Source organism: Rhizobium sp. KDH_Rht_773_N, assembly GCF_052946295.1.
The window spans coordinates 905,624-918,886 of the sequence record NZ_CM129525.1 but is presented as its reverse complement, the minus strand read 5'-3'; the positions used below and the strand labels follow the sequence as shown (position 1 = coordinate 918,886).

At 62.9% G+C, this 13,263-nt stretch carries 9 protein-coding genes; 5 read left to right on the top strand and 4 right to left on the bottom strand.

From position 1 onward, the window contains the following. The first annotated feature begins 97 nt into the window (after positions 1-97). Positions 98-3,853 carry a DUF1217 domain-containing protein gene (locus ACU8HS_RS04765; protein ID WP_447015487.1) on the top strand — a complete coding sequence of 1,252 codons (3,756 nt, stop codon included), beginning with the start codon at positions 98-100 and terminating at the stop codon, positions 3,851-3,853. Between the two features lie 78 nt (positions 3,854-3,931). On the opposite strand, the gene ACU8HS_RS04760 is transcribed toward ACU8HS_RS04765, so the two are convergent. From ACU8HS_RS04760 to ACU8HS_RS04750, 3 genes are all read right to left on the bottom strand, one after another. Continuing rightward, positions 3,932-5,362, bottom strand: coding sequence for an FAD-binding oxidoreductase (locus tag ACU8HS_RS04760; RefSeq protein WP_112758159.1), 1,431 nt, complete (start codon positions 5,360-5,362; stop codon positions 3,932-3,934). An 18-nt stretch (positions 5,363-5,380) separates the two neighbouring features. After that, entirely contained in the window at positions 5,381-6,355 is a 975-nt protein-coding gene (locus ACU8HS_RS04755; protein ID WP_447015880.1) for an L-threonylcarbamoyladenylate synthase, read from the bottom strand. 77 nt (positions 6,356-6,432) lie between these two features. After that, positions 6,433-7,041, bottom strand: coding sequence for a DUF6656 family protein (locus ACU8HS_RS04750; protein ID WP_112573199.1), 609 nt, complete (start codon positions 7,039-7,041; stop codon positions 6,433-6,435). Between the two features lie 394 nt (positions 7,042-7,435). Here ACU8HS_RS04750 and ACU8HS_RS04745 point away from each other — a divergent pair, with 394 nt between their 5' ends. Then, on the top strand, positions 7,436-8,680 hold the full coding sequence (locus tag ACU8HS_RS04745) for an aromatic ring-hydroxylating oxygenase subunit alpha (RefSeq protein ID WP_112573200.1): 1,245 nt from the start codon (positions 7,436-7,438) through the stop codon (positions 8,678-8,680). A 144-nt stretch (positions 8,681-8,824) separates the two neighbouring features. Continuing rightward, the gene (locus ACU8HS_RS04740) at positions 8,825-9,310 is read left to right on the top strand and encodes a BA14K family protein (RefSeq protein ID WP_112704506.1); all 486 of its coding nucleotides are present in this window, start codon (positions 8,825-8,827) and stop codon (positions 9,308-9,310) included. Positions 9,311-9,385: 75 nt separating this feature from the next. Here the strand turns inward: ACU8HS_RS04740 and ACU8HS_RS04735 are convergent, their stop codons facing one another. Beyond that, positions 9,386-10,378: a transporter gene (locus tag ACU8HS_RS04735; protein ID WP_112573204.1), complete on the bottom strand. Its 993-nt coding sequence runs from the start codon at positions 10,376-10,378 to the stop codon at positions 9,386-9,388. Positions 10,379-10,686: 308 nt separating this feature from the next. Here ACU8HS_RS04735 and ACU8HS_RS04730 point away from each other — a divergent pair, with 308 nt between their 5' ends. Together ACU8HS_RS04730 and ACU8HS_RS04725 are read left to right on the top strand one after the other, a co-directional pair. After that, positions 10,687-12,465, top strand: coding sequence for an acyl-CoA dehydrogenase (locus tag ACU8HS_RS04730; protein WP_447015486.1), 1,779 nt, complete (start codon positions 10,687-10,689; stop codon positions 12,463-12,465). Between the two features lie 11 nt (positions 12,466-12,476). Then, a complete protein-coding gene (locus ACU8HS_RS04725; protein ID WP_112573208.1) occupies positions 12,477-13,229 on the top strand; it encodes a crotonase/enoyl-CoA hydratase family protein in 753 nt (250 codons plus the stop codon). Positions 13,230-13,263 lie beyond the last annotated feature (34 nt).

The following is a 13,263-nucleotide window of genomic DNA, read 5'->3' as shown; positions in this document are numbered from 1 at the left end:
ACAGTTTCAGGCAAGTCTCGGGCAAGCTCTGCCTGGCAAAATGCACGCACCAATAGTCTGTCAATTCTTTAAAGACTTTGCTGAAAAGGGCGCATCCATGATTACGGCATCCCTGGCATACGTCATTCTGTCCCGCGATATGCCAAAGAGTCTCGACCGCGTCGCCAACCAGGCGCAGGTCAAAAAAGACGCCGAATACTACGCAGAGAACATCAACAAGGTGAAGGATCTCGACGACTTTCTCGGCGATTACAAGCTCTACAGCTACGCCATGAAAGCCTACGGCCTTGACGACATGATCTATGCCAAGGCCTTCATGAAGAAGGTTCTGGAGAGCGACCTCACGGATGCGAACAGCTTCGCCAACAAGCTTTCCGATACGCGCTACAGGGAATTCGCCGCTGCCTTCAATTTCAATGCGCCGCCCAAGGATGTTCAGACGGACGAGCAGGAAGACGATCTGATCGGCCTCTACAAGCAGTCCTTCGCCGATACGGAAAAGCAGACGGCCGCCGAAACGGACTATTACAGCGCCCAGATCGACGACGCGAAGACCGTGCAGGACCTGGTCGGCAATCCCCGTCTTCTGAACTATGCGCTGAAGAGCGTCGGCATCGACCCGACCTATATGTCGAAGGACTACATTACCGAGGTCCTGACCACGGATATCAGCACGCTGGGCGGCAAGGCGCCCGACCCGACCGATCCGTCCTTCGATCCGACCAAGACCTATGTCGGCGACAAGCTCTACGCGCTCGCGCAGCAGTTCAACTTCAAGCCGGACAATGGCGACGCCCAGTATTTCCGCGACAATATCGGTTCGGTACAGTCGGTCGACGATCTTCTTGCCGATCCACGCCTGCGCACGGTGGTGCTGCAATCCGTCGGCATCGATCCGGCGACGGCCGACGACGCCTTCGTCAAGATGGTCCTGACCAGCGATCCAGCGACGCTCGGGGGCGATCCGCCGATCAGCAATCCCGATCCGTCGCTCAATTATGTCGGAAGCAAATACAAGGAACTGGCGTCCTATTTCGATTTCAACGCCGACGGATCGGTCAACGGTGCCGCCCAGAACGCGGCCCAGACCGACGAGGTCGCCGAACTCTACCGGTTCCGCGCCCCGGCCGTCGGCGGTTCTGCCCAGGCCGCGGCACAGAAAAACTACGTGATGGAGCAGTATAACATCAATACCGCGATCCAGATCGTCGATCGCCTCGGAACGGGCAGCGACGTCTACTATGTCAGCCAGGCGATGTCCGAATTCAACAGGACCTATTACCTGTCCAAGATCGGTTCGATCACCAATGTCGACCAGCTGGTCAACGACAAACGGCTTGCCGATTATGTTCGCGCCGCCTTCGGCATGGATCCGGGCTTCACGCAGCTGCGCAATGTCCTGACCGACCCCGGTTATGCCCGCTCGGTCGATATGGGCGCGGCCTGGGAGGCGTTCAATTTCAGGTCCGACGGCACGGTTTCTCCGAACGAGCGCGCGCAGTCCTACGAACAGCTGGGCGGCATGACGAGCGCTGCGTCGAACGTATCGAGCTATTTCTCCAACATGATGATGCCGCCCGGCGGCACCAGCCCGATCGACAGCGTCGACGAACTGCTGTCCGACAAGATGCTGACGGCCTATATCAAGGACGCCTACGGCCTCGGTCAGGATTTCAGCAATGCCGAATTGAGGAACATCCTTACGGACCCCGACTATGCCACAAACGCTGGCCACCTGGATATCCACGATGCCTTCAATTTCAACGCCGACGGTTCGGTGACGTTCGAGACGCTGCCGACCGGTGTCGTCGTCGGCGCACAGAACGCGACCCAGCTTCAGGGCATCAACCTGCTCGTCACCAACAATGCCTCCTACTATCACGTCAAGCTTGCCGATCTCACCAACGACGGCGCGACCCCGGCGGTCGACGTGCTTCTGGCCGACGACAGGGCGATGAGTTTCCTGCGCACCAGCCTGCAGATCGGCAACGAAATCAGCGACGCCACGCTTCGCGGCATCCTGACCGATCCCGCCGTCGCCGCTTCCGAGGGCTACAGCGACGTCTACCAGCTTTTCAATTTCCGTCAGGACGGCACGCTTGCTGCCAATACCGTTTCGCAGGACGCCGGGCAGACCGCCGCGATGAACGCGAAAGTGGAAGCGGCCGCCAACTACTATGTCACGACGATCAACGGGCTCACCGACGTCGATCAGGTGTTGGGCGACCAGAAGCTCAACAGCTACATCCGTTATGCCTTCAGCATCCCTTCGAGCGTTTCGGACGCCGATCTGCGCAACATCCTTGTCGATCACAGCGGCACCGGCCCCTATGCCAAGGTGGCGGCGGCTTTCAACTTCCAGGCGGACGGCACGGTCGTCCCCGGCCTTACGGTGCACAGCCCCGCGCAGCTGGCTTCCGTGAATTCGGCCACCACCATCCGCGAGGAAGGCATTCTGGACCGGATGGGCGACATCAACGATGTCGATCAGCTGCTGGCCGATACGTCCCTGACGGATTACCTGAAGATGGCCTACGGCCTGGCTTACGACACGACCGATGCCGAGCTCCGGAATATCCTTACCGACCCGGCCCATGCCGCTTCCGTCGGTCAGAGCGAGCTCAACGCCGCCTTCAATTTCGCCGCCGACGGATCGCTGCCGACGCTGACGACCGCCCAGACCGGTGAACAGACGATGACGACCGGCGACAATTACGGCGCCCGCGTCAACGACCAGGGCAATGATCTCATCGATCGCATCATCGCGAACTACAAGACGCGAATGGATGACGACAATTCCGCGGGCGTGAAGAGCGTCAACGATTTCATGAAAACCAACGACAGGGCCGATACCGTCCTCGGCAACGACTCCTATCCGGATCTCTACCAGATGACGCTGCAGGCTTACGGCCTGACGACGGCCGACGTTCCGCGCTCCATGATGCGCAAGCTGCTCGCCAGCGATCCCTACGACCCGAACGGATATGTCGCCTCCTTCAAGGACGACCGCATCACCAAGATGGTGCGCGCCTTCAATTTCGGTCCCGATGGCAAGGCTGCCCAGCCCATGTCGGTCCTGTCCGCCGCCACCATGGCGAAATATGCAACCGATTACAGGGCGCAGGTTACGATGCTGATGAAGGACGGCCCCGCGAAGGACCGCGCCGCCAAGGCTGCCACCGAGGAGGTCGACTATTTCGGCAAGACCATTCCCGGTATCAACTCCCTCGACGATTTCCTGGCCGACAAGCGTCTGACGGATCTCATGCTGAAGGCAAACGGCTTCGATCCGAAGGAATACGACAAGGATACGCTGAAGAAGATCTTCACGTCCGATCCCGACGACAAGAAGAGCTACCTCAACACCAAGGCGGACGAGCGCTTCAAGGAGATCGTCGGCTCCTTCAACTTCGACAAGGACGGCAACCTGACCCGCGCGAAGATGGGCACGATCCAGGACAAGCAGGCCGAAGCGACGACGCAGCAGCAATATGTGCAGCTGACCCTGGAAACCCAGGAGGGCGAAACCAATGACGGCGTGCGTCTGGCGCTCTACTTCAAGCGCAAGGCGACGGACATTACCTCGCTCTACCAGATCCTCGGCGACAAGGCGCTCTATCAGGTCATCCAGACGACCTACAGCCTGCCGCAGCAGATATCGGCGATGGACGTGGAAAAGCAGGTCGACCTGCTCGACCGCTTCGTGAAGCTCGAAGACCTGCACGACCCCAAGAAGGTCGACAAGCTCATCAGGCGCTTCACGGCCATGTACGACATCCAGAACAACACCCAGCAGTCGCCGGCGCTGCAGATCCTGACCGGCGGCACCGGTCAGGCGACATCGCTGCTTTGAGCGACGGGGTGAACTTCCGGGGCCTTTCCGAAACGCGGACATGCTCCGGACGCAGAACCGCGTCTTGATGGAGAGGCCTTAGAGGCTCACCACCTTGTCCGGGTTCATGATGCCGGCAGGGTCGAAGGCCCGCTTGATGCGGCGCATCAGTTCCATTTCGATCGCCGGCCGGATCGACGCCAGCTCGTCGCGCTTCAGCTGGCCGATGCCGTGCTCGGCGGAGATCGAGCCGCCATGGGCCAGCACCAGCCCGTGCACGATATGGTTCATCTCGTGCCAGCGGGCGATGAAGGCTTCCTTGTCGGCGCCGACGGGCTGCGAGATGTTGTAGTGGATGTTGCCGTCGCCCATATGGCCGAAGGCGCAGATGCGCGCGCCGGGCATTGCCGCCATGACGGCCTCTTCGGCTTCCCTCATGAAATGCGGGATCTTCGAAACCGGCACGGAAACGTCGTGCTTGATCGAGCCGCCCTCCGGCTTCTGCGCGTCGGACATGCTCTCGCGCATGTGCCAGAGCGCCTTCTGCTGGGCGACGGAGGAGGCGATGGCCGCATCCTGCACGAGGCCCGCTTCGAAACCCTGCTCCAGCACGGCATTCATCATCCGCTCGGCTGTCTCGGCAGAATCGGAGGTGGAAATGTCGATCAGCACATACCAGTCGTGCGGCGTCTCCAGGGGATCGCGCACGCCGTCTATATGGCGCGCGGTGATCTCGACGCCGAAACGCGGCATCAGTTCGAAGCCGGTCAGCGACGTGCCGCAGAGGCTGGAGGCGAGGTTGAAGAACGAAAGCGCATCCTCGACGGTGGAAAGCCCGGCAAAGGCCACCTGATGGCCGAGCGGCTGCGGAAAGAGCTTCAGCACCGCGCCGGTGATGATGCCGAGCGTGCCTTCGGCGCCGATGAAGAGATCGCGCAGGTCGTAGCCCGTATTGTCCTTTTTCAGCCGGCGCAGCCCGTCCCAGATCTCGCCGGTCGGCAGCACGACTTCGAGGCCGAGGCAGAGCTGGCGCATGTTGCCATAGGCCAGAACCGCCGTGCCGCCGGCATTGGTGGAGAGGTTTCCGCCGATGCGGCAGGAGCCTTCCGAGCCGAGCGACAGCGGAAACAGCCGCCCGTGCGCCTCGGCCGCCTTCTGCACGTCGGCAAGGATCGCCCCGCCGTCGGCGACCAGCACGTTGGCGACCGGATCGACGTCGCGGATCCGGTTCATCCGTTCGAGCGAAAGAATGATGTCCGCCTTGCCTTCGCGCGGCGTCTGCCCGCCGACAAGGCCGGTATTGCCGGTCTGCGGCACGATGGCCGTGCCGGTTTCGGTCGCGAGCTTCATGATCGCGGAGACGTCCTCGACCGTTCCGGGCTTGAGGAGGAGAGGGGAGGAGCCGTGGTAGAGGCCGCGGTTTTCAATGAGGTGCGGCGCCAGATCCGCCTCGCTGCGGAGCGCGTATTTCTCGCCGACGATGGCGGTGAAACGCTCGATGATCTCAGGCGAAATGCTTGTGCTGCTCATGGAGCCTGTTCCTCTTCCTCACTCGCGCGGTGCCGCTGCGCGCCGCAGCCGGTCGTTGATCGCCTCTCCAAGCCCTTCGTCGGGGATTGGCGCAAAGGCGATCACGGCGGCGCCGCTGGCATCGGCCCTCTTCATGTAGTCGAAAAGATTGGCGGCCGCTTCGGAAAGGTCGCCGCGCGGGCTGAGGTTCAGCGTAATCGCCGCCCGCTCCGCACCTGCCACCCTGTCCGGGCCGAAGGCAATCAGCGCCTCGCCGGGTTCCAGTGCCGTGGCGTCGAGCCGCACGGCCGCGCCCGGTGCGTAATGCGAGGCGAGCATGCCCGGCGCTTCGATCGCGGCAGCCGCTTTTTTCGAACGCAACAGCCGCCTTCCGGCGACCCGCTCGATCTCCCTGGCCGGCAATCCGCCTGGTCTGAGCAGCCGCAACTCGCCGTCTTCGAGCTTGACGATCGTCGATTCCACGCCGACCGTGCTTGCGCCCGCGTCGAGGATGAGCGGTATTTTCGCGCCGAGATCGGCCTCGACATGGGCCGCGCTGGTGGCGCTGACCTTGCCCGACGTATTGGCGCTTGGAGCCGCCAGCGGCCGCCCGAAGGCGCGGATGAGATCGCCGGTAAAACCCTTCGGTATGCGGATGCCGACGCTGTCGAGGCCGGCCGTTGCCAGCGCGTGGATCGATGTTCCGGCCTTCAGCGGCAGGACCAGCGTCAGCGGGCCGGGCCAGAAGGCTTCGGCAAGCGCGCGAGAGACCGGATCGAATTCGGCATAGGTTTCGGCCATGGCGAGATCGGCCATGTGGCAGATCAGCGGATTGAAGCGCGGCCGGCCCTTGGTTTCGTAGATGCGGGTGATCGCCGCCGGATTGGTGGCGTCGGCGGCAAGTCCGTAGACGGTTTCGGTGGGGATGGCGATCGCAAAGCCTTCGGCAAGTGCCGCGCAGCCGGCCGCAAGCGCTGCCTGCCTGTCCGCCCTGATGTCGATGATGCGTGCCATGTGCTGCCCGGTTATTGCTGCGGCAGTCATTAGGCCTTCCTTGCGGCGCGATCAATCCCGCCTGAAGCGCTTGCGGCCTACAGCTGGCGGATGATCTGGCGCAGCTGCTCGTTGCGGGCGCCGAGCAGCAGGATGTTGCGGATGGCGATCTGCGGATCGTTGGTGCGGAAGAGCAGGCCGTTGCCGCGCACCGAGCGGTCGACCACCATCTTCTCCGGCGTGCTCTCGCCGGGCTTGATCGCCACGGCGAAATACATGCGGGAATTCTGCACCGCGATATTGTCGAAGAAATTGTCGTTGTCGCCGATATCGGAATAGAAGTTGGCGATGTAGAAGGCCCAGGCCACCTCGTCGTAGCGGGCGAATTTGGTGCGCGAGGCCGTGACGTGGCAGTAGCCGAGATGCGGGCTGTCGGCCAGCGTCCGGTGGAAGATCATTTTCGGAAACTGGATCGCGCGATGGAAGCCATTGATGTTCTGGTGGGTCTTTTCGCCGGCGGCCTGCAGCTTGCGTGCGGTCTTTGCGGCTACTTCCTCATGGGTGAGGTAGCGGCGCTCTTCCGGAAGCCAGTCTTCGCGCCGCCGGCTGATGCGGCCGGTGCGCAGGAATTCCGAGTGTTTGGTGAGAAGCCGCGGTTCGGCAGGCTTTATCTCTTCCCGCGCGTCGAAATATCGAAGTTTGGCCATGGCGTTCCGCAGTCTTTGCTGTGTGGGTCGCCGGCAAGGATAGGATTTCATGCTTAACGCCCTGTTAAAACGGCAGGAAGAAGCTGCCGGAGCCGGGTTCGCAGCCTGCATGTCGCAAATGCGACAGGGCTTTGCCCGCGGCATTGGATTCGTTTATGTCTGAAGCGCCGCGAAATGTCGCAATTGACGATCATCAAGGCCATGTGGCTGTTTCCGCAAACCGGCCGGGCTCCCTGTCGTCATTTTCGAAGCGGATGTCGCTTTACAACCAAGCGGGCGGCATGCTCGGTGCTTAAATAACGCCATGACCAGCTCTCCGGACGGAGAAGGAAGCGGCCGCGCTTCCGCTGCCGGGCTCCAGCGGGGCGGCAGCCATAGGCACGAGGATAGGCAGATGGATATTCGCAGCAACGTTTTGCGCCAGCTCAAGAGCCGCCGCGAGGGTTTCAGTCTCGAACAGCCCTTCTATATCGACGAGGATTATTTCCGTCTGGACATGGAGATGATCTATTACCGCGACTGGCTGTTCATCGGCCATGATTGCGAATTGCCGAAGCCGGGCGCCTATTTCACCGTCCAGATCGGCGATTATCCCGTCGTCATCGTGCGCGGCCGCGACAATGTCATCCGTGCTTTCCACAACAGCTGTCGCCATCGCGGCTCGCGCGTCTGCACCAAGGAGCACGGCTCTTCCGTGCGCCTCGTCTGCCCCTATCACCAGTGGACCTACGATCTCGACGGCAAGCTCGCCTTCGCCCGCCACATGGGCGACGATTTCGACAAGAGCGGCTTCGGGCTGAAGCCGGTCCATTGCGAAACGGTGGCCGGCTACGTCTTCATCTGCCTCGCCAACGTCGCGCCGGATTTCCAGACGGTGCGCGACAAGATCGAGCCCTATATGGCGCCGCACCATATCGGCGAGGCCAAGATCGCCTTCCAGAGCACCATCATCGAGAAGGGCAACTGGAAGCTCGTCTGGGAAAACAACCGCGAGTGCTACCACTGCGCTGCAAACCATCCTGAACTCTGCCGCACCTATCCGGAAGCCCCGAGCGTCACCGGCACGGACGGCGGCGCCGACGATCCGGAGATCGCCGGCCATTGGGCGCGCTGCGAGGCGGCCGGCCTGCCGAGCAAGTTCCAGATCTCGCCGGACGGGCAGTTCCGCACGGCCCGCATGCCGCTGATCGAGGATGCCGAAAGCTACACCATGTCCGGCAAGCGCGCCGTCAAGCGCCCGCTTTCCGACGACATCACGATCAGCCATATCGGCACCATGCTGCTCTTCCACTATCCGACGACGTGGAACCATCTGCTCGGCGACCACGCCATCTCCTTCCGCGTGCTGCCGCTCAGCGCCAACGAAACGGCGGTGACGACCAAATGGATCGTCCACAAGGATGCGGTCGAGGGCGTCGATTACAACCTCGACGAACTGACGCATGTCTGGACCGAAACCAACGATCAGGATCGCCGCATTGTCGAGGAAAACGCGTTCGGCATCCGTTCGCCGGCCTATGAGCCCGGCCCCTATTCCGCGGCCCACGAAGGCGGCGTCATGCAGTTTCTCGAATGGTATTCGAATTTCATGATTAACCGTCTGCAGGGCGATCAGGCCAAGCTCTCGGTCGTTGCCTGAGGGCGATCGCCGTCGGTTAATGTCCGGTTCATTTCGCCTCCGGTAGAAGTGGAGCGTGAATGCCGTCTTCGGGTCTTTCGGGAACGTTTTCCCGTCTTGTCCGTTATCCGGCAGGCTTTTTTCGCTCTTGATCGGAGATACACAATGTTTGGGCTGAGTAAGAAGGTCGCGACTGCGGTTATGGCCGCCGCCGTCGTTGTGACGAGCTTCGTGCCGTCGCAGGCAATCCAGATGCCGGCCGCCCCGCAGGTGGAAAAATCGTCGCCTGTCGAAAACGTCCAATATCGCCGCTACTATCGTCCGGGTTATCGCCCAGGCTACTATCCCGGATACCGTCCGGCCTATCGCCCCGGCTGGTACGGCGGCTATCGCGGCTATTCCTACTACCGGCCGGGCTACCGCCACTATAACGGCTACTGGTATCCGCTGGCGGCCTTCGGTGCCGGTGCCGTCATCGGCGGCGCCATTGCCGCCCAGCCGCGTTATTACGCGCCCGCACCGGCCCCCTCGGGCATCAATCCGAGCCATGTCGCCTGGTGCGAAAACCGCTATCGGTCCTACCGGGCTTACGACAATACGTTCCAGCCCTATAACGGCCCGCGCCAGCAGTGCTATTCGCCCTATTACTGAGGGGCAGGCACCGGTTCGCAAACAACGCCCGGCCGTCGCGCCGGGCGTTTTCGTTTGTGCGGAAAAGGAAATACCCTAGAGAATGTCCACCCGCCGCAACAGCCACCAGGCAAAGAGGATGGAGGCGACGATAAGCCCGACGGCATATTCCGTGCCGTAGTCGCCGACCGCGAAGGGCAGGTTGGCGGTGTTCATGCCGAAGAAACCGGTCACGAGTGTCGGCGGCAGCAGGAAGGCCGTCATGATCGACAGAAGGTAGAGGTGGCGGTTCGTCTCCGAGGAGAGCTTGGAATCGATTTCTTCGTGCAGCAGCCGCGCGCGGTCCTGCAGCGCATAGATATCGTGATCGACCGTTTCCAGCCGGCTCGTCAGCCGCCCGGCAACGTCGTCGAAGCCGAAGGGCATTTCGTCCTCGTCGGAGGCGGCCGCCCGCCGCATCAGCGCCAGCACGGTGCGCAGATGGCGGTGCAGGCGCACGATCGTGCGGCGGACCGGAGCAAGCCTGCGGCGTTCGTCGCGCGGCGCGTTGTCGTAGACGAAGTCCTCGATCAGGTTGAGCTCTTCGGTGAGCTCGATGACGACGGAAATCAGCGTGCGCTGGAATTCGGTCACGAGCAGTTCGAAGAGGTCGACGGGCCGGGCGAATTTGCCGGGATTCTTCGCGATCGTCGCGCGTGCCCGCTCCACGCTTCTCAGCGGCTGCAGCCGGGTGGTGATGATGTAGCGGTCGGAGATCGCAAAGTGCAGCCAGCCGAGATTGGCCGTGTCCTGGTCGAACTCGCGCTGGCAATCGACCAGCGTGCCGAAAAGCATCTGTTCGTCGACGGTCAGCGCCGCGTGCGTGTCGCGCGTCGTCAGGGCCGCCTTGGCGTCGTCCATGACGCCGAGCGTGTCGAGCAGGGCGGGCACGCGGGCATCGGCGAGGTTGAGATGCAGCCAGTAGAAACCGTCGTCGGCGGCCAGCTCGGCGGCGGTCGCGCTGTTTTGAAGCCGCACGGCCACCTTGCTTTCCGGCGAGAAGCGATAGGCCCATACAAGGCCGGGTATGTTGACGGGCAAGGTATCCATTTTGCCGATCCTCTCGCGAAAGCGATCAATCCTACTGAAACATGCCGCGCAAAACCGTGCAGCGGTTTTGCGATAACGCCTCGCGTCAAACAAAACCTGCAGCATGGCGCCGGCCCTGAAAGAGCGCGACACGCTTAGAGATTCTCCATGACGTTTGTTTGCGCAAGAGCACAAGGCAAAAGGCGCGCTCGTCCAAGCTTATCGACGGAAAGCAAATTGACGTTTACGTAAAAATCAATTAGCTCTTCGAACGGAGGCGCTGGGGTATCGGCTTTGCCGGCTGCCAGCCGAATGCGGAGGAAAATCGGATGTATAAGGCGCCTGTCGAGGAAATCGCGTTCACGCTGAAGCACGTCGCCGGAATGGCGCAGTCAATTGACGGCGGCATCCTGGGCGATCTCGGCGAGGATCTCGTCGATGCCATCCTGGCCGAGGCGGGACGATTTGCCACGGAGGAAATCGCGCCTCTGGCCGAGATCGGCGACCGTCAGGGCGCCCGCCTCTCCAATGGCGAGGTGAGGACGCCGGACGGCTGGCGCGATCTCTACCGCAACTGGGCGGCCGGCGGCTGGAACGGCCTGACGGCGCCGGAACAGTTCGGCGGCCAGGCCCTGCCGCATATGCTGAATGTCGCTGCCCTCGAAATGTGGAATTCCGGTTCCATGGCCTTCGCCCTCTGCCCGACGCTGACCATGGGCGCCGTCGAGGCCGTGAACGTGCATGGCAGCGCCGCGCTGAAGGAAAAATACCTGGCGCGCATGGTCTCGGGCGAATGGACCGGCACCATGAACCTCACCGAACCGCATGCCGGCTCCGATCTCGGCGTCCTGAAGGCGCGCGCCGAGCGCCGCGACGACGGCAGCTACCGCATCTTCGGCCAGAAGATCTTCATCACCTGGGGCGAGCATGATGCGGCCGACAATATCATCCATCTCGTTCTCGCCCGCCTGCCGGATGCCCCTGCCGGCACGCGCGGCATCTCGCTCTTCCTCGTGCCGAAATTCCTCGTCAACGACGACGGTTCGCTCGGCTCCCGCAACGATCTCCACTGCCATTCGCTGGAGCACAAGCTCGGCATCCACGGCTCGCCCACCTGCACCATGATCTACGGCGACGGCAGGTTCGGCGCCGAGAAAGGAGCCGTCGGCTGGCTGATCGGCGAGGAGAACAAGGGGCTCGCCTGCATGTTCACGATGATGAACAATGCCCGCCTTGCCGTCGGCATGCAGGGTGTCGCGATCTGCGAGGCCGCGACGCAGAAGGCGATCGCCTATGCCAGGGAGCGCACGCAGGGCAGGGCGCCCGGCTGGAGCGGTGCCGGCATGAGCCCGATCATCGACCATCCCGACGTTGCCCGCATGCTGCTCACCATGAAGGCGCTGACGCAGGGCTCGCGTGCCATCGCCTATGCCTGCGCCCACGCGATCGACATGGCCCACCGCGCCGCCGATCGCCGCGCGAACTGGCAGGAACTCGCCGCCCTGCTGACGCCGATCGCCAAATCCTTCGCCACAGATGCCGGCGTCGAGGTCGCCTCCCTCGGCATCCAGGTCCATGGCGGCATGGGTTTCATCGAGGAAACGGGTGCCGCCCGCTACCTGCGCGATGCCCGCATTGCCCCGATCTACGAGGGCACGAACGGCATCCAGGCGATCGATCTCGTCACCCGCAAGCTGCCTCTGTCGGACGGCGGAGAGGTCAGGGCGTTCATTGCCGAACTGAAGGCGATCGCCGGATCCGTCCGCGGTTCGAACATCGACGGCTTCGGCATGACGGCAGACCGGCTCGATGCGTCGCTTGCCGACCTGCAGGAGGCGACGGACTGGCTGCTGGCCCGCCTCGCCGAGGGTAAACTGGCGCAGGCCCTGTCCGGCGCCACAGCCTACCAGCGCCTTTTCGGCCTCGCGCTGACCGGCTGCTATCTCGCCAAGGGCGGCCTTGCCCGCACCGCGGACGGGGCGGCGGAGGGCCGCGTCGCGCTTTGCCGCTTTGCCGCCGAAAACCTTCTGTCGGAAACGGCCGCGTTGAAAGACCGCATCGTCAACGGCGCCGAAAGCCTTGCCGCGGCCCGCACAATTCTCGCCTGAAGGAGCTGAACATGAGCGACCCCGTCATCATCGAACGGTCCGCCGATCATCCGGCCGTGCAACTCATCCGCTTCAACCGGCCGGAAAAGAAGAACGCCTTCACCCGCGCCATGTACCGCAGCATGGTCGAGGCGCTCGATGCCGCCAATGCCGATGCCGATATCAGGGCCACGGTCTTTCTCGGCACCGACGGCTGCTTCTCGGCCGGCAACGATATCGGCGACTTCCTCGCCGCAGCCATGGGCGGCAGCATGGGGCAGGAACTGATCGATTTCCTCTATGCTCTCGTCAATGCCGAAAAGCCGCTCGTGTCCGGCGTCGACGGCCTGGCGATCGGCATCGGCACGACGCTGAACCTGCATTGCGACCTGACGATCGCCTCCGGCCGCAGCCAGTTCCGCACCCCCTTCGTCGATCTGGCGCTGGTGCCGGAAGCCGCCTCCAGCCTGATCGCCCCGCGCATCATGGGCCATCAGCGCGCCTTTGCCATGCTCGCCGCCGGCGAGGCATTTTCCGCCGAGGACGCGAGACAGGCCGGCCTGATCTGGAAAGTGGCGGCACCGGCGGAGGTGGAAAGCCAGGCGCTGGCCGCGGCTGCAAAGCTTGCCGCCAAACCGCCGGAAGCCCTGAAAATCGCCCGCGATCTCATTCGCGGCCCCCGCGAGGAGATCATCGCCCGCATCGACGAGGAAGCCCGCCATTTCGCGGCGCGCCTCAAGAGCGGCGAAGCGCGCGCCGCTTTCGAGGCCTTCATGCGCCGCTGAGCCTTTCCAGCGCATCAGCCGCGCGGTTGTGGCC